This window comes from Brachymonas denitrificans, from assembly GCF_907163135.1.
GTDB classification, from domain to species: domain Bacteria; phylum Pseudomonadota; class Gammaproteobacteria; order Burkholderiales; family Burkholderiaceae_C; genus Brachymonas; species Brachymonas denitrificans_A.
Window position 1 is genome coordinate 2,644,108 of sequence record NZ_CAJQUA010000001.1, and the last position, 21,830, is coordinate 2,665,937.

The window sequence follows — 21,830 nt, forward strand, 5'->3', positions numbered from 1 at the left end:
TGGGCAGAAGGGGCGTGCGCCCATTGTAGCGATTATTGAACGATCGTGCTTTTTTGTTGCAACAGGATGTGATCGACGACGGGGCCGGCGCGGAAGCCGCTGACCAGCTGCAACAGCACGCGCGTGATGCCGTCCACGTCGTTGGCCTGCATCAGGCCCTGCAACTCGACCAGCCGCTGCTGCAGCTGCGGCCAGGGCAGGTGCTGTTCGTGCGCCTTCATGATGCGCGGATGCTCGGTCGGCTGCGGGTTGTCGCCGATCAGCAGTTCCTCGTAGAGCTTCTCGCCGGGGCGCAGGCCGGTGACCTGGATGGCGATGTCGCCGGCCGGGTTCTGCGCGTCGCGCACGGTCAGGCCGGAGAGGGCCACCATCTGCCGCGCCAGCTGCGCGATCTGCACCGGCTCGCCCATGTCCAGCACGAACACATCGCCGCCCAGGCCCATGGCACCGGCCTGCAGCACCAGTTGCGCGGCTTCGGGAATGGTCATGAAGTAGCGCGTGACGTCTGCATGCGTCAGCGTGATCGGGCCGCCGTTGGCGATCTGCTGGCGGAACAGGGGCACGACCGACCCAGAGGAGCCCAGCACGTTGCCGAAGCGCACCATGGTGAAGCAGGTGGTGTTCGGGGCGGGCGTCGGTGCGCCATTCGTTCCAGGCTGGCCATTGACGGCGCCAGCGGAGGCACCGGCCCAGACGCCCGCCTGATCGAGTGCCGCGAAATCTACTGTCCGGCTGTCCGCCAGCGCCTGCAGGCACAGCTCGGCCAGGCGCTTGCTGGCGCCCATCACATTGGTCGGGCGCACTGCCTTGTCGGTCGAGATCAGCACGAACTGGGGCACGCCGGCCTCTAGTGCCGCTCGCGCCACCGTGAGGGTGCCGAACACATTGTTGGCCAGGCCCTGCACCGGGTTGTGCTCCACCATGGGCACATGCTTGTAGGCCGCCGCGTGGTACACGGTGGCCGGGCGCCAGGTGGTGATGATCTGGCGCATGCGGTGCAGGTCGCGCACATCGCCCAGCAGCGGTACCAGCGCCGGGTTGCCGGGCAGGGTCGCCACCAGCGCATGCAGTTCGTGGTAGATGCGGTAGAGGGCAAACTCGCTGTGCTCCACCAGCAACAGCGTAGTCGGGCCCTGTTGCACGATCTGGCGGCACAGCTCGCTGCCGATGCTGCCGCCTGCGCCGGTCACCAGCACCACGCGCTGCTGGATGTCGCGTGCAATCAGTTCGGCCCGCGGCGGCACCGGGTCGCGGCCCAGCAAGTCTTCCACGTCCAGTTCCTGAAACTGCTGCACCGCCGCCTGGCCGCTGGCCAGTTCGACCATGCTGGGCACGCTGCGCACGTGCACGGCCAGCCCCTGCAGGCTCTGGATGATGGCATTGCGTTCCGGCCGCGTCAGGCGTGGAATGGCCAGCAGTACGTCACTCACGTCGCTGTCGCGCACTACCTGCGGCAGATCCTGCGGCGCCCACACTTCCACACCATTGATGCTGCGGCCGATCTTGACCGGGTCGTTGTCGACGAAGCCGATCAGCGTGTAGTTGCGCGTGCTGTGGATGGCTGCCGCCGTCTGGATGCCGGTTTCTCCGGCGCCGTAGATCAGCAGCCGGCCGCGCTGGCGCATGTCCTGGCTGCCGGTGTACATGAACAGGCCGCGGATGAAGGCACGGTTGCCGCCGATCAGCAGCAGGAACAGGATGGGCTGCAGGGCCCCTACGCTGCGCGGCACATGCGTGGGGTTGCCCACGAACACCACATAGCAGCAGAAGATCACGCCATACACCGCAATCGCCTGCATGGTGGTGACCATGGCCGAGAAGCCGGTGTAGCGGAAGATGGCGCGGTACAGCCCGAACTTGACCATGATCGGGATCGCCAGCAGCGGCGCCAGCAGGTAGGTGACGGTCTGGTCGAGGTGCGGCAGGATCCAGCGGTCCTCGCGCAGGCTGATGGCCAGAAACAGCGCCAGCCAGGCGCAGAGCACGTCCACCCCCATGGCCAGAAACTGGCGCGGCAGGGTGTGGCGGTTGAAGATGCGGGATTGCATGGGAAGAGGAATTCAGGGCTTGAGCAGGATGCCCAGCGTCATGCCGATGATGCGCAGGTCCAGCCAGAAGCTGCGTTCGCGCACGTACTGGCGGCACAGCGCCAGCTTGGCCGGCAGGATGGTGTCGACATAGGTCTGCTCGGGGTTGCTGCTTTGCGCCAGCAGCGTGCTTTCGCTGCGGTATTGTACGGAGGCCAGGTCGGTGATGCCGGGTCGCACGCTTAGCACTTCGGCGCGCACCTCGGCCGGGTAGAGCGCCACGTAGCGCGGCACTTCGGGGCGCGGGCCCACGATGCTCATGTCGCCCAGCAGCACGTTGATGAGCTGCGGCAGCTCGTCGAGCTTGTAGGCGCGGATGAAACGACCGCTGCGGGTAATACGCGCATCCTCGCCCACGGTGATCTGCAGGCCGGCATTGTTCTGGCGCATGCTGCGGAACTTGTAGATGCGAAAGGGCTGGCCGTGGCGGCCGATGCGCTCCTGGCGGAAGAACACTGGGCCGGGCGAATCGCGCTTGATCCAGACGGCAATGCCCAGCAGCACCGGCGCGAGCAGCAGCAGGCCGATCGCGGAGGCGGCGATGTCGAACAGGCGCTTGAGCAGAAGGGAGCGCATGGGGTCAGTGCCGACGGGCAGAGGATCGCTCAGCCCAGAATGGCATGCAGCGCCGCGATGATGCGCTCCTGCTCGCCATCGCTCATGGCCGTGAACAGCGGGATGCTGAACATGCTCTGGTAGGCCTTGTCCGCTTCCGGGAACATTTCAGGCGTGAGCTGGTAGCGGTCGCGCCAGTAGGGCTGGCGGTGCAGCGGCACATAGTGCACGCTGGTGCCGATGCCGGCATCGCTGAGCTGCTGGATCACTTCGTCGCGCGTGAGTCTGGCGTTCTCGGCCAGGCGCAGCACGAACAGGTGCCAGGAGTGCACATCGCCGGCCGGGGCGTCGGCGGGCAGGATCAGCGGCAGTTCCTTCAGCGCATCCAGATAGCGCTGCGCCAGTTGCTGGCGGCGCTGCAGGAAGGAGGGCAGGCGCTTGAGCTGCACGCGGCCCAGCGCGCCAGCCATGTCGGTCATGTTGTACTTGAAGCCGGGCGCCACGATCTCGTAATACCAGGCCGGTGTCTTGCTGGTGAAGCGGTCGAAGGCATCGCGGTTGATGCCGTGCAGGCGCATCACCTTCATGCGCGCGGCCAGCGCCTCGTCCTTGGTGATCACCATGCCGCCTTCGCCGGTGGTCATGGTCTTGTTGGCGTAGAAGCTGAACACGGCAGCATCGCTGGGCAGTTGGCCCACCAGCGTGCCCTTCCAGGTGGTGGGCAGGGCGTGGGCGGCATCTTCCAGCACACGCAGCTGGTATTTTTGCGCGATTGCAAAAATCCGGTCCATGTCACAGGCCAGACCGCCATAGTGCACCGGCATGATGGCCCTGGTGCGCGGCGTGATGGCGGCCTCGATCTTGCACGGGTCGATGTTGAGCGTGACCGGATCGCAATCGACCAGCACCGGATCGGCCCCCAGATAGCGGATCACCTCGGTAGTGGCGGTGAAGGTCAGCGTGGGCGCGATCACCTCGTCGCCGGGGCCGATGCCCATGGCTTCCAGCGCCAGATGCAGGCCGGCCGTGGCGGAGTTGACGGCAATGCTCTGCACGCCGCCGCCCAGGTAGTCACCAAACTCCTGTTCGAAGGCGCGCGTTTCCGGGCCGGTGGTGACCCAGCCGGAACGCATGGCATGGGCAACGGCGGCGATTTCTTCCTCGCCGATGTCGGGGCGGGCGAAGGGGATGAAGGCGGGAGTATTCATGACAGGGGGTATTGTCGCAGGTGGAGCAGTCACGCAACCGTGGCAGGACGCTCAAGCGTCAGGAGGTGGGCAGGGCGCAACAGCATGTGGAACGATATCAGGAGCAACTCTCGATAAAGCGCTGCGCCAGCACCGGATAGGTGTGATTGGCCAGCACGAACTGCCGTCCCGCTTCGCCCATGCGCTCGCGGGTCGCGGCATCCAGCCGGGCCAGTTCGCGCAGTCCGGCGGCAATGGCCGGCGGATCGGCCGGTGGTACGGTAATACCGCAGCCCGCTTCAGCCACCGGATCGTTGCCGGCTTCCACCGAGTGCAGCACCACGCAGCGCGCCATCATGTAATCCATCAGCTTGTTCGGCGCGATACCGAAGCGGTAGATCGGCACGCGCTGCCAGCCGATGTAGGCGATGTCCACTTGGGCCAGAAAGGATGGGATCTGCGCCTTCGGAATCGGATCGAAGAACGCAACCTGGTCCAGCCCCAGGGCAGTGGCCTGCCGTTGCAGCGCGGCCTTTTCGTGGCCGTCGCCTACCAGCACGAAGCTGAACGGTTCATTGCGCAGCAGTTCGGCCGCCTGCAGCATCACATCGAGTGCGTTCGGGGTGCCATGCGAGCCGGCGTAGCCGACTACCGTGCGGCCAGCCGCTTTCTGCGCCACTATGTGCGCAACGATATCCTCGCGCAGCGCGGGCGCATCGCCCTGCCATTCATCGAGCGTGATGCCATTGGGCACGATGTGCAGCTTGCGCAGGTCCAGGCCGTGGCTCTGCATGTGATCGGCCACCTTGGGCAGCATGCTGACCACTACATCGGCATGTTTGTAGGCATGGTTTTCGGCAGCCTGGCACAGCATGATGAAGGGATGGCGCGGCGACATGCCGCCCAGCTCGATCGGCGACAGCGGCCACAGATCGTGCACCTCGAATACCAGCTTGCAGGGCTTGCCCGTCTTGCGCGTGAGGCGGGCGATGCGTTCGGCCACCCAGATGTCCATCGGGTAGGTGCTGCTGGCGATGACCACGTCGGGCTGGAAGGTACGCGCGATCTGTGGCGCGTCCGTCCAGACCTGGCGCAGAAATGCCCAGATGTTCTTGACGCGGCCCAAGCCGTTGCCTGCGTAGGGCGGGGAGGGGTACCAGTGGTAATCGATGCCATCGATGATCTCGGACCAAGGGCCGGCAGCACCCGGCCGCACAGGCTGCTTCGCCCGCACATGGCTGTAATCCGCCGCCACCATGCGCACCTGATGCCCCGCTTGCACCCATTCGCGGGCCAGGTAGTAGGGGCGGTATTCCATGCCGTGCAGCGGGCTGCCGGCGTAGTGGTTGAGATAGAGAATGTTCATGACAAGCGTTGCAGTGTCAGCACCAGACGCTCCACTGCAGGGGGAAACAGGCCGTGGTCGTGCACCCACTGGCGGTTGTTTTCGGCGATGACGTCGGCCCGCTCCAGCAGAAGGGGCAGCATGGCCGCGCTACGGGTGCCCAGCTCGGCACTGCCGACGCGTTCGGGCACGATCCAGCCATTGTCGCCATCGCGCACCAGCTCGTGGTTGGCCGGCAGATCACTCAGAAGCGGAACGCAGCCGTGCGCCATGGCCTCCAATACCGACACGGCCACCGAGTCGCTCTGCGGCTGGCTGATGTACCACTGCGCCTGATCGTATTGCAGCGCCTGCTCGGCAGCGCTCAGTCGGCCGACGAAGCGGATGCGCTGCTGCAGCCCTTCCTGCTGCACCCAGCGCTCCATGCCGGCGCGCTCGCTGCCGTCATTGGCGACCATCAGTTGTGCCTCGGGCTGCCAGGCGGCGATGCTGCGGAACAGCTCCAGCACGCGGAAGGGCCGGTAGATCGGCTCCAGGCCGCGGTTGGCATAAAACAGCCAAGGCTGTTTGAGACTGCCCGGCGCGGGCGGCAATGCATCCAGCCCGAACGGAAAAGTCAACACCTCGCGCGCGCCCAACTGCTGCATCACCGCCGTCATGTGCTGCGAATCGCTGGTGCACAGCGTGGCATGGCGCAGAATGGCCTGCGTCAGCCGGCGATACAGCTTGCTGCGCTGCGGCGTCACCAGAATGTCGCTGCCCCAAGCCGAGGCCAGCACGCGCCCGCGCAGATGCCAGAGGCGATGCGCCAGCAGCACCAGCGTGCCGTGCGAGGTGAGGTAGTGCGGGTTGATCCAGTCGGCGTCGATGCGGCTCAGCCAGCGCGCCACGACGGGCAGCTTGCGCAGCAGCGCGATATTGCCGCCGCCGTGCGCCGGATCGGTGTTCAGGGCCAGGCGGCGTCCGGCGGGCACCAGGGCTTCCAGTTCGGGCGCGAAGCCGCGGCTGGAGCAGACCCACAGCTCCACCAGAGGCGCCAGTGCACGTGCCCACTTGAGCAGGTGCGGGCTGTTGCCGTCGCCCACCAGCGCGTAGCGCAGGGGCGCTTGTTCAGTGGGAGGAGCTGGCAGGGAAGAGAGAGAGCCTTCAGTCATGGCGAGGCGAGTGTACCGCGCAGAGCGGATAGCATGGCTTGCGGGGCTTGCGGGGCTTGCGGGGCTTGCGGGGCTTGCGGGGCTTGCGGGGTTTGCGTCTGGCAGGCATTGGGCCAATAGGCCTGGAAGATCCAAACAGTGGCCACGGCGCGTATGGGGTAGGGCATGCGAGGCCTTAGTCGCGAGGCAGGGCGCCGGCCCAGCTCTCGTAAGCCGCCCGGTATTCGGGATGTGATGCCAGCCAGCGCGCATCCTGCGAGCGCGTGTCGCCTACCACCTGAGCGGGGTTGCCCGCCAGCACCGCAAAGTCCCCGAACGTGCCGCGTACGCGACTGCCAGCCGCCACCAGGCAGCCCTTGCCCAGCGTCGTCCCTGCCTCGATCACGCTGTGCGGACCGATAAAGCAATGCGCCCCAATCGCAATCGGTGCCCGGATATCACTCGGCTGGCTGCCATCGGCTGCCGCTTCTGGTGCGCCGGACAGCCGCGCCGCCACCCGCACGCTGCGATGCGTGCTGTGGCTGACGATGCTAATGAAATTTGTCACCTGCGTGCCGCGCCCGATGCGCACGCCGTTGCTGGCCTCAATGAAATTGAAATGGCCGATGAACACGTCATCGTCCAGTTCCAGCCGGTCTTCGTGCTCGATGCAGGTGCTGGGCGAAATGCGCGTCAGCGGCAGCGCACGGCTCTGCTGCATTTCACCGAACAGCATGCGGAAAAACAGCGCATGCCACGCACGGCGGCGCAGCCGGTTGAAGGCAGCGCGCAGGCGGAGCGAAGGGCTGGGGCTGGACATAAGGGGCTATTGTCGGTGATCTGGAGCGCTCATCTGGACTGAAGCATCTCGATGCACGTCGTTTTCAGTGATTCGGCGGCGCTGCTCTGCAGCATGTCAAGGCGTGCCTGTTGTATTGGCCGACAACGCTGTGCCGTTTCATGGCATCTCCTCCACCAGTTCCTTCACCCCGGGCTCGGCCGGATCCTGCGGCTCCGGCTCCGGAATCGCCGGCCAGAACGCCAGCCGCCAGAAATAGATGCCGAAATACAGCACCATCGCCGCAGACACGGCCCAGGCTCCGGCGATCAGCCCGCCAAGGCGCAGCCCCAGCGCCAGCGCCAGCACAAACGCCAGCTGTCCCACCAGCGCCCAGCGGAAGGCCCAGCGCTGCGCTTTCCAGGCCATGGTCACCACCGCCAGCGGCGCAGCCACGAAATGGGCCGCGATATATGGTGCCAGCGCGCGTGCCAGTTCGCCGGCGTCGCGCCACTGCTCGCCAAACACCAGGTGGAACAGCCACGGCCCGGCAATCATCAGCACGGCCATCAGACTCAAGGCCACCGCCCCCAGCAGCAGCATGATCTGCCGCACGGCGCGCTGCGCATCGGCCGGCCGGGCGTTGGCCAGACGCGGATACAGCGCCTGCGACACGGCACTGCCCACCAGCGTGGCCGGCGCCTTCAGGTAGCGCAAGGCCAGCCCCCAGAAACCGGCGGCAGCCTCTCCGGACCAGGCAATCAGCAAGGCCACGGCCAGCGCATCCTGCAGCGTACCGAGAAAGGCGTGCGGGGTATTCAGCAGAGGGAAATCGCGGTATTTGGACGCAACACGGCGGAGGTCATCCGCTTGTATGGCATCGTTCGTCAACGGAAGATCCGGCTTGTCTTTGGGCAGCAACGGCAGCACGCCACGCCACCCAGCCGCAGGAGCAGGGCGCAGCAGCACCAGGCTGGCGATCATCGCCGCAGCGATCGGAGCGGCCACCAGCGCCCAGGCCGATGCGCTGCCCGCAGGCGAACGCGCCTGCCACCACAGCGCGGCCCCCAGCAGCACCTGCAGCACCGCCGTGCCGCCATACTGCAGCACCCGGCTGATCGCCAGCGCCCGGAAGCGCTGCGCCCGGTTGCTCCACATCGTCAGCAACTGCAGCAATCCCGCTGCCACCACCGCCAGCGGCAGCAGCCCGGGCAGCGGCAGATACCCCCAGCGATGCAGCGCCCACGCCAGCGGCAGGCTCAGCAGCAGCACGGCCAGCAAAATGCGCAGGCTCAGCGCCAGCAGACTGTCCGCCTCACGCGCCTCCCGCGCCATCGGCAGGGCGAACTCGTACCGCGCGCAGGCCACCACCGCCACGGTCGCGGCGATGGTGCTGAAACTGGTAAACACGCCGAACGCTTCCGGCGTAAACAGGCGCGTGATGACGGGCCCCAGCAGCAGGGGGATCAGCTGTGCCAGCGCACCGCCGGCGAGCAGCGTGAGGGTAGAGCGCAGCAGGCTCATGGGGCTTTGCGTGGTGGCGCCGCGGCGAACGGCCTGCTTGCGTTCGAGACGTCGTTCAGGTCCATGACAGGGCAATCCACCGTCACTTGGCAGCCGCCTGCCTCAGCGCCTGCATCACCGCCTCCTGCTGCGCCAGCGTCAGGTCTGCGCTCATCGGCAGGCTCATCACTTCCGCGGCAAGGCGGTCCGCCACCGGAGTGGGGCGCTCGCACAGGCCGGCGTAGGCCGGCTGGCGGTTCATCGGTACGGGGTAGTGCACGGCCGTCGGAACGCCGGCAGCCTTCAGGCGCTCTTGAATCTGATCGCGGTTGGGCACACGCACCGTGTACTGCCCGAACACGCTGTTGCGGTCCGCGCGCTGGTGCACGCGCGCAATGCCGGCCGCGTCGCACGCGGCGTTGTACAGCTGTCCGCGCACCAGGCGCTCCTGCAGCTCCCAGTCAAAGCGCTCCAGCTTGGCCAGCACGATGGCGCACTGCAGCGTGTCCATGCGCCCGCCCACGCCCACGCGGGTGTGCGTGTAGCGCTTGCTTTGGCCGTGGATGCGAATCTCGCGGCAGGCCTGCGCCAGCGCGTCATCATTGGTAAAAATCGCGCCGCCGTCGCCATAGCAGCCCAGCGGCTTGCTCGGGAAAAAGCTGGTGCAGCCGAAGGTGCTCAGGTTGCAGCTCTGGCGATCGCGGTAGATGGCGCCGAAACTCTGCGCTGCATCCTCGATCACCGGCAGCTTGCCATGGCGCGCCGCGATGGCGTTGATGGCGTCCATGTCAGGCACCTGCCCGTACAAGCTCACCGGCATGATGGCGCGCGTGCGCGGCGTGATGGCGGCCTCGATCTGCGTGGCGTCGATCAGGCCGGTGTCTTCCTCCACATCCACCCACACCGGGATCCCTCCCAACAGCAGAATCACCTCGGCCGTGGCGGCAAAGGTGAACGGCGTGGTGATCACCTCGTCGCCCGGCTTCAGGCCGAGCGCCATCAGGCTGATCAGCAGCGCTTCGGTGCCGCTGGATACCGTAATGCAATGCCTGGCGCCCGTGCGCTCGGCCAGCGCGGCTTCCAGTTCTGCCACTTCGGGCCCCATGATGTACTGGCCATGGTCCAGCACGCGCTGCATGCGTTCGGCGACGCGGTCTTTCAGCGCGGCGTATTGGGTCTTGAGGTCGATGAAATCCATTTTGATCAATTGTGGGTGGTGCATTCATGCCTCGGAAGCATGGAGATCCAAGGCGGACCTGATCCATTCAGGCACCGGCTTATCCAACTCAGAAAAAGCACTGTCTGCGTACACGACATACGGGTGCATGGGCTTGCTCCAGTTGTCGTAGATGAATGCAATGTCGACGAGCGGCAGAACCTTTGGCAAGTTTTTGAGGCTTTCCGTGTAGCGTCGACGAACCACGTCTGGATCAATGAAGTGCAATCCGCGTTCGGCGCGCTCGCGAACCCGTTCAATATTGCACTGGGGGTCAGGCAACCCAACGTAGTGCAATTCGATCCAGTAGCCGGCATCCCTGGCTTCCTTGATCCGGTGCAGGATGGTAATTCCGGAAAGCGTGGTTTCAAGCGAAAAGCTTTTGCGGCTTGCAACGACCTTGCGAAAGCGCCTTAGTGTCTCTTTTGCAGCCTGGATATCAACGGAGCGGGGATTCCGGGGCTCAATTTCGCGCGCAACGGCATCGGGATCGAGATGCAGCATGTCTGGATACGTATCCTGCTGCCGCTCCCGCATGGTAGATTTGCCGGCGCCGTTAGCACCGGAGTAGAACACCGCGAGGGGAGGCTGTTTCATTGCGTGCGCATTTTGCGCAGGACGACACTCCGGCCATCAGGATAGTGACGCACGATTTGCCCATTCGCATCCGGCTCCACGATGGAGTGATGCTTGCGATACTCCGCAAAATACGCCTCTGATCGCTGAGCTGTTTGCAGCGCGCGTGCAACAGCTTGCAAAGCCAGATGCTGCGGTGAAGTTGGATGGGCTTTCATGGACTCGTGTGACTCTTGCAATTGCCAAGGCATTGTAAAGCTCAGGGGTGCATCCCGCCAGCTTACGGTCTTTCCTGTAGTGTCACAGTGCGCCCGGCCAGCAGATACCGCTCGCCTGTATGCGGGCAAACCGCCTCTTTTTCGCCTTCCAGCGGCAACTCCAGCCGCTCCCCAAACCGGCTCATCCAGCCGATCTGCCGCGCCGGCACGCCCACCACCAGCGCAAAATCCGGCACGTCCTTCTGCACCACGGCCCCGGCACCGACAAAGGCGTAGCGCCCCACCGTGCTGCCACACACGATGGTGGCATTGGCGCCAATCGTGGCGCCCTGTTTCACCAGCGTACGCCGGTATTCGTCCTTGCGCGTCACGGCCGAGCGCGGGTTGTACACATTGGTAAACACCATGCTCGGCCCGCAGAACACGTCATCCTCCAGCGTCACGGCGTCATACACGCTCACGTTGTTCTGAATCTTGACGTTGTTGCCGATCACCACATCGTTGCCGACAAACACGTTCTGCCCCAACGAGCAGCGCTCGCCAATCCGCGCGCCGGCGCAGACATGCACCCAGTGCCAGATGCGGGTGCCAGCGCCGATGCGGGCGCCTTCGTCGACGATGGCGGTGGGATGGATGGAGAAGGATAGGGACACCATGGATCCTCAAGATTGTGATTCGTAAGCTGCCAGTTGTCTTTCGGACTCAGCCCAGGGCAAGCGTCTGCCCTGGTCGCGCATTTTCTGCAGCGCGGCGCGGGCCACCTGCGCCGTAATGCGTTGTTGATGCACCATTTCCATCAGCAACCAAACACTTCCCTTTACCTCGACTGACTCTGTCTCCGCGGCTTTCCGTAACGCCCTGTCGCCGGTCAGAAGGGGGCAGCCATGCTTGCGTGCCAGAATCAGAGCAAACAGATCGTTGCGACTAGGGACACGATATGCCTTGCCAAGCGATAGCACCTTGCTGATGTCTTCAGCGTCCATGGTATGTATCAGCAGACCCAAGTGAGGCAAATCGCTTTGCATTGCCTCCAGCTCTTCATGGTAGAGAATATCCGGAACTGCGAATGTGCAGTCCAGGCTGAAGATGGGGAGCAACAGTCCACCAGCCTCCATGTCAATCAGGATGTTCGCGTCACTAATCAAGAGCAGCATGCTCATCCTTGACGATGCGGAACTCCTTCAGCTGAAGCAGGGACATGCTCAGCAGCTCTGCTGCCTTGGATTCGCCAATGCAATCTTCGGCCAATGCACGCAAAACCCAGTGCTGGAACAGCTGCGCTTCTTCAGAAGGGTAGGCAGGGCCGGGTTCCACCCGCCGCCATCCTTTCATGCTGAACAATCGGGCATACCGGGTACGGTATGCCTCCGAGATGATGCCCAGATCCAGCGCACGGTACAGAATGCCTGCCATTGACAGGCCAAATTCACTTTTAAGAAGTGACAGTTCCTTCATTTCAATGGATGTGCGATGCGTGCCCAAGGTGAAGAAAACTGCGGGCCGCGGAAACAGAAAAGCGCCGGCAAAACGGTTACAGGCACGCTCTTCGTCCAGTTCTTCGGCGAGCCGGCCACCCAACATCAAATGCCCCAGCTCATGGGCCAGCGTGAAGCGTTGCCGATCGCCTGGCCAGTGCCGTCCGACAACCACAACCGGCTTGCCTTGAACATGCGCAGCCAGTCCATCAAACTTCTGATCGGCATCGCCATCGACCATGAAAACGCGAATACCCCAGGCTTCGAGCACGTCTACCAGCGAGGGAATGGCATCCAGCCCAAGCTGCCAGGCGCCGCGCACTGATTCTGCAGCAGTCTCAATTTCGTCCCATCGCGTGATCCGATCAGGCAAACCCTCGATGGGCTCAAATGCGCGGGTGCAGGCGGGCGCGAACAGTGACTCCAGCTCCAGACGACGTTCGATCAGGTCAAGCAACTCGTGCGTGATGGCCTGCAAGCGCTTTTTCGGCAGTGTGCTTCGCTTGCGGTACTCTACGGTTTCTAGTGTCACCTCTTCCTGCAGGAAGAAATATTCCGTGCGTACATTCAGCGCGCGAGCCAGACGCAGCAGCGTTGCCGAATCCGGCACATTGTTGCCATCCTCGTATTTCTGGATGGCAGTGTGCGACAAGCCGATGCGCTCGCCCAAAGCGCGCAAGGAAAGTCCGGCGGCCTTGCGTGCGCGCTGGAGTCGTGTACCAAGCATGCCAAGCCTCCCGAAGTTTACAAAAAATCAATATAGTCCAAAGATTGTAAACGCTTGAGCAGTGGAGTGCAACGCTGGAGGGTAATGGGCGGCGGCGTTACCAACACCGTGGGCATCTGCCGCGCGGGCCCGTCTTACTTGTGCGACAGCCGCCCCAGCACCGGATGCCCCTGCCCATCCCTCGGCGCCACCACCCGCGCCGAGCGGATCACATTCACCGTCTCGATGCAGTGCCGCGCATCGTCCAGCCCGTAGCCACGTCCGGCCAGAATCTCTTCGTAGCTCACCTTGTGCAGCTCGGTAAACCCTTCGGAAAACTCCAGCTCCTCGCCGCTGATGTCGATGCTGCGATACGTCGTCTTCTTGCCCTTGACCTCATCCGGCAGATCGTTGGCGTCAATCGACAGAAACCAGCGCACGCGCGCACGCTCGTATTCCAGATAGCCGGCCGCCTTCTGCTCGCCGCTGTAGTGCACCACGTTGTCCTGCAGCTTGCCGAACACGAAGTGCAGCATGTCGTAAAAGTGCACGCCGATATTCGTCGCCACGCCAAAGGACTTGCGCGGATCGCCTTTCCAGCTCTCCATGTACCACTTGCCGCGGCTGGTGATGTAGGTCAGCTCCACATCGAACTTGGTATCCCGCGGGGCAGCGGCGACCTTCTCGCGCAGCGCCAGAATGGCATCGTGATGCCGCAGCTGCAGGATGTTGAACACGCGCTTGCCGGTTTCGCGCTCCACCAGCGCCAGATCGTCCAGCAGTTCGGGCGTGGGCACCAGCGGCTTTTCGCAGATCACGTCGCAGCCCAGGCGCAGGCCTGCGGTGATCTGCGGATGGTGCAGGTAGTTGGGCGTGCAGATGCTCACATAGTCCAGCGCGGTGGCCGGATCACGCTTGAGGCGGTGCGCGTAATCGTAGAAGCGCTCGAACTCGGTAAAGAACTCGCTCTGCGGCGAGATGCTGTCGATGATGCCGACCGAGTCGTTGATGTCATAGCCCACGGCCAGGTTGTGGCCGAGGTCCTTGATGGCGCGCATGTGGCGCGGGGCGATGTAGCCGGCGGCGCCGATGAGGGCGAAGTTCTTCGTCATGGTGTGAATCGGGATGATGGCAAAACGTGCAAACCGCTATTGTGCGCCTTCCCGGCCCGCGCCGTCGCGGTATAGTTGACGATGACTTCCGCCGCTGCCTTTGCGGTAGCGCTCACTACCTTCTTTCATCCGTCGCCATGACAGACCTCACCCAGCTCGACCCCCGCGCCAAGGCCGAAATCCTCTCCCAGGCCATGCCCTACATCCGCCAGTTCCACGGCAAGACCATGGTCATCAAGTACGGCGGCAATGCCATGACCGACCCGGCGCTGCAAAAGGCCTTTGCCGAAGACATCGTGCTGCTCAAGCTGGTCGGCATCAACCCGGTGGTGGTGCACGGCGGCGGCCCGCAGATCGAGTCGGCGCTCAAGCGCCTGGGCAAGCAGGGCCACTTCATCCAGGGCATGCGCGTGACCGACGACGAAACCATGGAAGTGGTGGAATGGGTGCTGGCCGGCGAAGTGCAGCAGGACATCGTCGGCCTGATCAACCAGGCCGGCGGCAAGGCCGTGGGCCTCACCGGCCGCGACGGCGCCATGATCCGCGCACACAAGCTGCGCCTGAAAGACCAGGACGACCCGAGCAAGGAACACGACGTCGGCCAGGTGGGCGACATCGAGGTGATCGACCCCAGCGTGGTCAAGGCCCTGCAGGATGACCAGTTCATCCCCGTGGTCAGCCCGATCGGCTTTGGCGCGCAGAACGAGAGCTACAACATCAACGCCGACGTGGTCGCTGCCGCGCTGGCCACCAACCTGCAGGCTGAAAAACTGCTGATGCTGACCAACATCGCCGGCGTGCTGGACAAGCAGGGCCAGTTGCTGACCGAGCTGTCTGCCGCGCAGATCGACGCGCTATGCGCCGACGGCACCATCTCCGGCGGCATGATTCCCAAGATCGCCGGCGCGCTGGATGCAGCCAAGCGCGGCGTGAAGGCTGTGCACATCATCGACGGGCGTGTGCCGCACAGCATGCTGCTGGAAGTGCTGACGGATCAGGCGTTCGGGACGATGATTCGGGCGGAGTGAGCTATTGGCCGGTTGCGGATGCCGTTCCGCAACCAGAATTGACGCATGATCCTCATCACAGGCGGAGCCGGCTTCATCGGCGGCAATTTCGTTCTCGACTGGCTGGCGCAGTGCGACGAGCCGGTCATCAACCTCGACAAGCTTACCTACGCCGGCAATCTCGAAACGCTTGCGCCCCTGCAGGGCGATCCACGCCACACCTTCGTCCAGGGCGACATCGGTGACCGCGCCCTGGTCGAACAGCTGCTGCACACCTGCCGCCCCCGTGCCGTGCTGCACTTCGCCGCAGAAAGCCATGTAGACCAGTCCATCCAGGGCCCGGATGCATTCGTCCAGACCAATATAGTCGGCACCTTCCACCTGCTCGAAGCCGCTCGCAGCTATTGCAACAGCCTGCCCCAGGCAGAGCGCGCCGCCTTCCGCTTCCTGCACATCTCCACCGACGAGGTCTACGGCAGCCTCCCACCCGACGCACCGGCCTTCGCCGAAACGCACAGCTACGCCCCCAATAGCCCCTACAGCGCCAGCAAGGCAGCCAGTGATCATCTGGCGCGTGCGTGGCATCGCACCTACGGCTTGCCGGTAATCACCACCCACTGCAGCAACAACTACGGCCCCTGGCAGTTTCCCGAAAAACTCATCCCGCTGATGATCGTCAACGCGCTGGTCGGCAAGCCGCTGCCGATCTATGGCGACGGCATGCACATCCGCGACTGGCTGTATGTGCAGGACCACTGCCGCGCCCTGCGCCGCGTGCTGGAGGCCGGCCAGCCGGGCGAAAGCTACAACATCGGCGGCTGGAACGAAAAGCCCAACCTCGAAATCGTGCAAACCCTGTGCCACCAGCTCGATAGGCTGCACCCCCGCGCAGATGGCAAGAGCTACGACACGCAGATCACCTTCGTGCCGGACCGCCCCGGCCACGACCGCCGCTATGCCATCGATGCCCGCAAGATCGAGCGCGAACTCGGCTGGCAGCCGGCCGAAACCTTCGCAACCGGCATCGCCAGGACCGTGCAATGGTATCTGCAGCATCCTGACTGGGTGGCCAATATCCAGAGCGGGGCGTACCGAGCGCAGGCGGGCGCAACCGCCAACACCGCTGCGAAGGCAGTGCCATGAAAATCCTGCTCTTTGGCAAGAATGGCCAGCTCGGCTGGGAACTGCAGCGCAGCCTTGCCCCGCTAGGCGAGCTGGTGGCCCTGGGCCGGCAGCCAGAAAGCAATCCGATCTGTGAGGGTGCGCCCCTGCAAGGCAACTTCCTGCACCCCGCCGCTTTGGCAGAAACCATCCGGCAGCTGCGCCCGGATGTGATCGTCAATGCCGCAGCCTTTACCGCAGTCGACCAGGCGGAAAGCGACACTGCCGCAGCCCGCACCGTTAACGCCACGGCCGTGGCAGTCCTGGCACAGGAAGCCGCGCGCCTTGGCGCCGCGCTGGTGCATTACTCCACCGATTACGTCTTCGACGGCAGCGGCAAGCGCCCCTGGCGCGAAACCGACGCCCCAGCGCCACTCAACGTCTATGGCCAGACCAAGCTGGAAGGCGAGCAGGCAATCCGGCAACATGGCCCCAGGCATCTGATTTTCCGCACCAGCTGGGTCTACGGCGCGCGCGGCAGCAACTTTGCCAAAACCATGCTGCAACTCGGCAAGGAGCGCTCGGAACTGAACGTCATCGACGACCAGCACGGCGCCCCCACAGGTGCCGATCTGATTGCCGACGTCACGGCGCACGCCATCCGCCAACTGCTGCGCGATCCGGCCTGTGCAGGCCTTTACCATCTGGCCGCAGCGGGCGAAACCACTTGGCACGGCTACGCCTGCCATGTACTCGATGCGGCCCGCGCAGCAGGCGCTGCCATCAAAGTGGCGCCACAATCCGTGCACCCCGTCCCGGCTTCAGCGTACCCCTCCAAAGCAGCACGCCCCGCCAATTCGCGCCTGGACACCACCCGGCTGCAGCACACCTTCGGCATCCACCTGCCCGACTGGCGCATCGGACTGGAGCGCATGCTGTCGGAAGTCCTCACCAGCCAGGCCTGACAATACAGCCCATGACCACCCAACGCAAAGGCATCATCCTGGCCGGCGGCGCCGGCACGCGCCTGCATCCGGCCACACTGGCCATCAGCAAGCAACTGCTGCCCGTGTACGACAAGCCGATGATCTACTACCCGCTCACCACGCTGATGCTGGCGGGCCTGCGGGACATTCTTGTCATCACCACGACGGAAGACGCGCCGCGCTTTCGGCAACTGCTGGGCGATGGCGCGCAGTGGGGCATCCGCCTGCACTATGCCGAACAGGCGCAGCCCGAAGGCATTGCCCAGGCCTTGCTGATTGCCGAGCCCTTTCTGGACGGAGCACCGTGTGCCCTGATCCTTGGCGACAACCTCTTCTATGGCCATGATCTGGCCCCCATGCTGCAAGACGCCGGCAAACAGGAGCAGGGCGCCACCGTCTTCGCCTACCACGTCAGCGATCCGGAGCGTTACGGCGTCATCAGCTTCAACCCCCAGGGCCAGGCCGTGCGCATCGAAGAAAAGCCGACGCAGCCTGCTTCAAGCTACGCCATCACCGGCCTCTACTTTTACGACTCCAGCGCCAGCGCCATTGCCAAGAGCCTGCGGCCCAGCGCACGCGGCGAACTGGAGATCAGCGACGTCAACCGGCACTATCTGGAGCAAGGCGCGCTCACTGTGCGCATCATGCAACGCGGCTACGCCTGGCTGGACACGGGCACGCACGAAAGCCTGCTCGATGCCAGCGGCTTTATCGCCACGCTGGAGCAGCGCCAGGGCCTGAAGATTGCCTGCCCCGAAGAAGTAGCCTGGCGCAACGGCTGGATCGACGCCGCGCAACTGCAAGCGCTGGCCGAGCCCCTCTGCAAGAGCGGCTACGGCCGCTATCTCATGCGCCTGCTTCAGGAAGGGCGCATATGAAAGCCGTGCATCTGCCTATCCCCGGCCTCATGCTGCTGGAGCCGACGGTGCATCATGACGAGCGTGGTTTTCTTTACGAAAGCTTCAACCAGCGCACCTTCAACGAGGCCACCGGCACCCACTACCAGTTTGTGCAGGACAACCATACGCACTCGGCCAAGGGCGTGCTGCGCGGCATGCACTACCAGACGCAACAACCCCAGGGCAAGCTGGTGCGTGTCGTGCGGGGGGCTGTGTATGACGTGGTGGTCGACATCCGGCGCGATTCACCGGCTTTCGGGCAGTGGTACGGCCTGACGCTGAGCGAATCAAGTTGCACCCAGCTCTGGATCCCGCCGGGGCTGGCGCATGGTTTCCTGACGCTGAGTGATGGCGCGGAGCTCTTGTACAAGATGACCGACTACTATGCCCCCCAGCACGAAGCCTGCCTCGCCTGGAACGACCCCGCTGTAGGCATTGTGTGGCCGCTGCAGCAGCATGGCATTGCTCAGCCCATGCTGTCGGCCAAGGACCAGGTGGGCAAGGCCTTGCACGAGGTTTAAAGCCGAAAAACCGCAAACCCCTGTGCCGCCGCATCATGGCGGTCATACAGGCTTTTCACATCAGCCAGAATGGGCTTGTCTCCCCGGCACAGGGGGCGCAATTCGGCAGGCGTCATGGCGCGGTAGGCGCTGTGCCCCACAGCCACCACCAGCACATCCACCGGGTGCGCTGCATCGATGGTCTGCAGTTCGATGCCATACTCGTGCAGCACTTCATCCGCATCCGCCACCGGATCGCTCACCACCACCTGCATGCCCCAGCCCTGGAACTCGCGCACCATGTCCACCACCTTGCTGTTGCGGATGTCGGGGCAGTTTTCCTTGAAGGTGATGCCGAGAATGCCGACCTTGCAGCGCGGCGCATCCATGCCCTGCTGCAGCATCAGCTTGATGGTGTTGCGCGCCACATAGCGCGCCATGTTGTCGTTGATGCGGCGGCCGGCCAGAATGACCTGCGGGTTGTAGCCCACGGCCTGGGCCTTGTGGGTGAGATAGTACGGATCCACGCCGATGCAGTGTCCGCCTACCAGGCCGGGGCGGAAGGGCAGGAAGTTCCACTTGCTGCCGGCCGCTTCCAGCACTTCGACGGTGTCGATGCCGAGGCGGGCGAACAGCACGGAGAGTTCGTTGACGAAGGCAATGTTCAGATCGCGCTGGGTATTTTCGATCACCTTGGCGGCCTCGGCCACCTTGATGCTGCTGGCTGGGTAGGTGCCGGCGGTGATGATGCTGGCGTAGAGTTCATCCACTACCTTGGCGATGGCGGGCGTGCTGCCGCTGGTGATCTTCTTGATCTTGGTGAGGGTGTTGACCTTGTCGCCGGGGTTGATGCGCTCGGGGCTGTAGCCGCAGTAAAAGCCCTGTTCGGGTGGTGCCTCGCCTTCGTTGCCGCTGTGGATATAGCGCAGCCCGGAAGCGCGCTCCAGTTCTGGCACGCAGACCTCTTCGGTAGCGCCGGGATACACGGTGGATTCGTAGATCACCAGATCACCCGGCTTGAGCACGCGACCGATGCTGGCGCTGGCCTTGATCAGCGGCGTCAGGTCGGGCTGCATGGCATCGTCCACCGGAGTGGGAACGGTCACGATAAAGATGCGGCAGGCAGCCAGATCGGCCGCATCGCTGCTGTAGCGCAACTGGCCGGCTGCAGCCAGTTGCTCGGCTGTGGTCTCGAGTGTGCTATCGTGCCCGCCTTGCAGTTCGACGATGCGATGGGCGTTGATGTCAAAACCGAGCACCGGACGGTGGCGGCCAAATTCCACGGCCAGGGGCAGGCCGACGTAGCCCAGGCCGACAACGGCCAGGGGCAGGGTGCTAGAAGTTTCCATAGGGAAAAGATAAGTTGATCTGCCGCAACGACATGCGCATCTCGCAACGCGGAGTCACGACATTGTCACGTTTTAGTAATAAAACCGAGACACTGGGGCGCCACAGATAGAGTGGTCCAATTATAAAGAGCGTGTGGCGGCCGGCTCATGCCCCTGCAGCACGCATACGCAAGGAACAAGAAAACCCATGGTTCAGAGCATTCGCAAAGCCGTTTTCCCGATCGCCGGCCTCGGCACCCGCTTTCTGCCGGCCACCAAGGCCAGCCCCAAGGAGATGCTGACGGTGGTAGACAAGCCGCTGATTCAGTATGCGGTAGAAGAGGCCTACGCGGCAGGCATCCGTCAGATGATCTTCGTGACGGGCCGCACCAAGCGTTCGATTGAAGACCATTTCGACACGGCTTACGAGCTGGAGTCGGAGCTGGAGGCCGCGGGCAAGCATGAACTGCTGCAGGTGGTGCGCAGCATCAAACCGGATGACATGCAGGTGGTGTATGTGCGCCAGCACCGGGCTTTGGGGCTGGGCCACGCGGTGCTGTGCGCACGTGAACTGGTGGGCAACGAAGCATTTGCGGTGCTGCTGGCAGACGATTTGATGGTGGGCGAGCCATCCATCACCTCGCAAATGGTGCGCCAGTACGAAGAGTGGCGGGCAAGTATCTTGGCTGTGCAGGATGTGCCGCGGGAGGAAACTCGCCGCTACGGCATTGTGTCTGGCACTGCCCTGAACGACAGGCTGGTGGACGTGAGCGGCATTGTGGAAAAGCCCAGCCCCGAAGATGCCCCCAGCACGCTGGCTGTGGCAGGGCGCTATATCCTTACCCCTGGCATTTTTGATGAGCTGGCCAACCAGCAGCAGGGCGTGGGAGGGGAAATCCAGCTGACCGACGCCATAGCCTCCATGCTGCGCCGAGAAAAGATTTTTGCGTTTCGATATGAAGGAAAGCGCTACGACTGTGGTAGCAAGCTGGGCTTCCTGCAGGCAACTGTCGATCTGGCCAAGACACATTCGGGTGTGGGTCAGGATTTCACGCAGTGGCTGGCCATGCGCGAAGAAGCAACTCCTGCGTTTGATGCTCAGGGAGTGGAAAATTGAACGTACTGCTGACAGGAGGCGCAGGTTTTATCGGCAGTCACGCGGCTGCGATGTTGGCTGAGGCTGGCCACTATGTGGTCATCGTCGACAATTTGTCGAACAGCGATGCTTCGGTGCTACGGCGGCTGGAGCGTGTGTGCGGCCACCCGCTTCCCTTCGTGGAAGGCGATATTCGCGACTCCGCGCTGATGCGCAGCACCATGAAGCAGCACGGCGTGCAAAGCGTGATGCACTTTGCCGGCCTGAAAGCCGTGGGCGAGTCCAATGAAAAGCCTCTCGATTACTACTCCAACAACGTGCAAGGCACTATCAGCCTGTTGCAGGCCATGGACCAGTGCGACGTGCGCCAATTGGTTTTCAGCAGCAGTGCGACCGTTTATGGGCAGCCGCAGTACCTGCCGCTGGATGAAGCTCATCCGACGTCGGCTACCAACCCCTATGGACGGACCAAGTTACACATAGAGGAAATGCTGCGCGATGTGGCAGCCTCCTCTGCTCAATGGCGTTTCGTGTGCCTGCGCTACTTCAACCCCGTGGGTGCGCACTCATCGGGCCTGTTGGGTGAAGCGCCGCGCGGGACTCCCAACAATCTGATGCCGTATGTGGCGCAGGTAGCAGTCGGAACTCGTGCGCACCTGAACGTGTGGGGCGACGATTATGACACGCCGGACGGAACCGGTGTGCGCGACTACATCCACGTAATGGACTTGGTGGAGGGCCATCTCGCAGCCTTGAACTTTCTGCAGGACAACGCGGGCTGGAGTGCCATCAATCTGGGTACTGGGACGGGGTACAGTGTGCTGGATATGGTCAAGGCCTTTGAGCAGGCCAGCCAGCGCGCAGTGCCGTACAGTATCAAGCCAAGACGGCAGGGGGACGTGGCTAGTTGCTACGCGAATCCGCAACTGGCCTTAAACAAGCTGGGCTGGCGCGCCACACGCAGCCTGCAGGACATGTGCGACAGCGCCTGGGCCTGGCAATCGAACGTTGGCAAATAGAAT

General features: G+C 63.7%; 22 protein-coding genes. 7 read left to right on the forward strand and 15 right to left on the reverse strand.

All coding sequences use genetic code 11. From position 1 onward, the window contains the following. Positions 1-32: 32 nt before the first annotated feature. The 14 genes from KKQ75_RS12405 to KKQ75_RS12470 form a co-directional block, all read right to left on the reverse strand. A complete protein-coding gene (locus tag KKQ75_RS12405; protein WP_250131091.1) occupies positions 33-2,048 on the reverse strand; it encodes a polysaccharide biosynthesis protein in 2,016 nt (671 codons plus the stop codon). A 12-nt stretch (positions 2,049-2,060) separates the two neighbouring features. Next, positions 2,061-2,663 (reverse strand): sugar transferase, encoded by a 603-nt coding sequence (locus tag KKQ75_RS12410; RefSeq protein ID WP_284069731.1) that lies wholly within the window; start codon positions 2,661-2,663, stop codon positions 2,061-2,063. Between the two features lie 29 nt (positions 2,664-2,692). Further along, positions 2,693-3,850: a DegT/DnrJ/EryC1/StrS family aminotransferase gene (locus KKQ75_RS12415; RefSeq protein WP_213362524.1), complete on the reverse strand. Its 1,158-nt coding sequence runs from the start codon at positions 3,848-3,850 to the stop codon at positions 2,693-2,695. Positions 3,851-3,947: 97 nt separating this feature from the next. Next, positions 3,948-5,195 carry a glycosyltransferase family 4 protein gene (locus KKQ75_RS12420; protein WP_213362525.1) on the reverse strand — a complete coding sequence of 416 codons (1,248 nt, stop codon included), beginning with the start codon at positions 5,193-5,195 and terminating at the stop codon, positions 3,948-3,950. Continuing rightward, positions 5,192-6,328 carry a glycosyltransferase gene (locus KKQ75_RS12425; protein ID WP_213362526.1) on the reverse strand — a complete coding sequence of 379 codons (1,137 nt, stop codon included), beginning with the start codon at positions 6,326-6,328 and terminating at the stop codon, positions 5,192-5,194. Before KKQ75_RS12425 ends, KKQ75_RS12420 begins: the two co-directional genes overlap by 4 nt. Positions 6,329-6,503: 175 nt before the next feature. Next, positions 6,504-7,127, reverse strand: coding sequence for an acyltransferase (locus KKQ75_RS12430; protein WP_213362527.1), 624 nt, complete (start codon positions 7,125-7,127; stop codon positions 6,504-6,506). A 138-nt stretch (positions 7,128-7,265) separates the two neighbouring features. Next, a complete protein-coding gene (locus KKQ75_RS12435) occupies positions 7,266-8,609 on the reverse strand; it encodes a lipopolysaccharide biosynthesis protein (protein ID WP_213362528.1) in 1,344 nt (447 codons plus the stop codon). Positions 8,610-8,691: 82 nt separating this feature from the next. Continuing rightward, a complete protein-coding gene (locus KKQ75_RS12440; protein ID WP_213362529.1) occupies positions 8,692-9,786 on the reverse strand; it encodes a DegT/DnrJ/EryC1/StrS family aminotransferase in 1,095 nt (364 codons plus the stop codon). A 24-nt stretch (positions 9,787-9,810) separates the two neighbouring features. Next, a complete protein-coding gene (locus tag KKQ75_RS12445; RefSeq protein WP_213362530.1) occupies positions 9,811-10,401 on the reverse strand; it encodes a zeta toxin family protein in 591 nt (196 codons plus the stop codon). Further along, complete coding sequence (locus KKQ75_RS12450) at positions 10,398-10,598, reverse strand: hypothetical protein (protein ID WP_213362531.1); 201 nt, start codon at positions 10,596-10,598, stop codon at positions 10,398-10,400. Before KKQ75_RS12450 ends, KKQ75_RS12445 begins: the two co-directional genes overlap by 4 nt. A gap of 62 nt (positions 10,599-10,660) precedes the next feature. Then, on the reverse strand, positions 10,661-11,254 hold the full coding sequence (locus tag KKQ75_RS12455) for an acyltransferase (RefSeq protein WP_213362533.1): 594 nt from the start codon (positions 11,252-11,254) through the stop codon (positions 10,661-10,663). Between the two features lie 6 nt (positions 11,255-11,260). Next, positions 11,261-11,752 (reverse strand): DUF3368 domain-containing protein, encoded by a 492-nt coding sequence (locus tag KKQ75_RS12460; RefSeq protein ID WP_213362534.1) that lies wholly within the window; start codon positions 11,750-11,752, stop codon positions 11,261-11,263. Beyond that, positions 11,736-12,800: a helix-turn-helix domain-containing protein gene (locus KKQ75_RS12465; RefSeq protein ID WP_213362535.1), complete on the reverse strand. Its 1,065-nt coding sequence runs from the start codon at positions 12,798-12,800 to the stop codon at positions 11,736-11,738. Before KKQ75_RS12465 ends, KKQ75_RS12460 begins: the two co-directional genes overlap by 17 nt. Before the next feature lie 134 nt (positions 12,801-12,934). After that, the gene (locus tag KKQ75_RS12470; RefSeq protein ID WP_213362536.1) at positions 12,935-13,891 is read right to left on the reverse strand and encodes a Gfo/Idh/MocA family protein; all 957 of its coding nucleotides are present in this window, start codon (positions 13,889-13,891) and stop codon (positions 12,935-12,937) included. A gap of 137 nt (positions 13,892-14,028) precedes the next feature. Here KKQ75_RS12470 and argB point away from each other — a divergent pair, with 137 nt between their 5' ends. The 5 genes from argB to rfbC are packed head-to-tail and all read left to right on the forward strand — an operon-like array spanning position 14,029 to position 18,405. Further along, positions 14,029-14,919 carry an acetylglutamate kinase gene (gene argB, locus KKQ75_RS12475; protein WP_213362537.1) on the forward strand — a complete coding sequence of 297 codons (891 nt, stop codon included), beginning with the start codon at positions 14,029-14,031 and terminating at the stop codon, positions 14,917-14,919. Positions 14,920-14,964: 45 nt separating this feature from the next. Next, complete coding sequence (gene rfbB, locus KKQ75_RS12480) at positions 14,965-16,041, forward strand: dTDP-glucose 4,6-dehydratase (RefSeq protein ID WP_213362538.1); 1,077 nt, start codon at positions 14,965-14,967, stop codon at positions 16,039-16,041. Next, positions 16,038-16,964 carry a dTDP-4-dehydrorhamnose reductase gene (rfbD, locus tag KKQ75_RS12485; protein WP_213362540.1) on the forward strand — a complete coding sequence of 309 codons (927 nt, stop codon included), beginning with the start codon at positions 16,038-16,040 and terminating at the stop codon, positions 16,962-16,964. Before rfbB ends, rfbD begins: the two co-directional genes overlap by 4 nt. A gap of 11 nt (positions 16,965-16,975) precedes the next feature. Further along, positions 16,976-17,863 (forward strand): glucose-1-phosphate thymidylyltransferase RfbA, encoded by an 888-nt coding sequence (gene rfbA, locus KKQ75_RS12490; protein ID WP_213362542.1) that lies wholly within the window; start codon positions 16,976-16,978, stop codon positions 17,861-17,863. Further along, positions 17,860-18,405, forward strand: a complete 546-nt coding sequence (rfbC, locus tag KKQ75_RS12495) for a dTDP-4-dehydrorhamnose 3,5-epimerase (RefSeq protein ID WP_213362544.1) — start codon at positions 17,860-17,862, stop codon at positions 18,403-18,405. The genes rfbA and rfbC overlap by 4 nt, the downstream gene beginning before the upstream one ends. Here rfbC and KKQ75_RS12500 read toward each other — a convergent pair. Continuing rightward, complete coding sequence (locus KKQ75_RS12500; RefSeq protein ID WP_213362545.1) at positions 18,402-19,733, reverse strand: nucleotide sugar dehydrogenase; 1,332 nt, start codon at positions 19,731-19,733, stop codon at positions 18,402-18,404. The genes rfbC and KKQ75_RS12500 overlap by 4 nt on opposite strands. Before the next feature lie 187 nt (positions 19,734-19,920). Here KKQ75_RS12500 and galU point away from each other — a divergent pair, with 187 nt between their 5' ends. Beyond that, positions 19,921-20,829 carry a UTP--glucose-1-phosphate uridylyltransferase GalU gene (galU, locus tag KKQ75_RS12505; protein ID WP_213362546.1) on the forward strand — a complete coding sequence of 303 codons (909 nt, stop codon included), beginning with the start codon at positions 19,921-19,923 and terminating at the stop codon, positions 20,827-20,829. After that, on the forward strand, positions 20,826-21,827 hold the full coding sequence (galE, locus tag KKQ75_RS12510) for a UDP-glucose 4-epimerase GalE (protein ID WP_213362547.1): 1,002 nt from the start codon (positions 20,826-20,828) through the stop codon (positions 21,825-21,827). Before galU ends, galE begins: the two co-directional genes overlap by 4 nt. Positions 21,828-21,830: the final 3 nt, after the last annotated feature.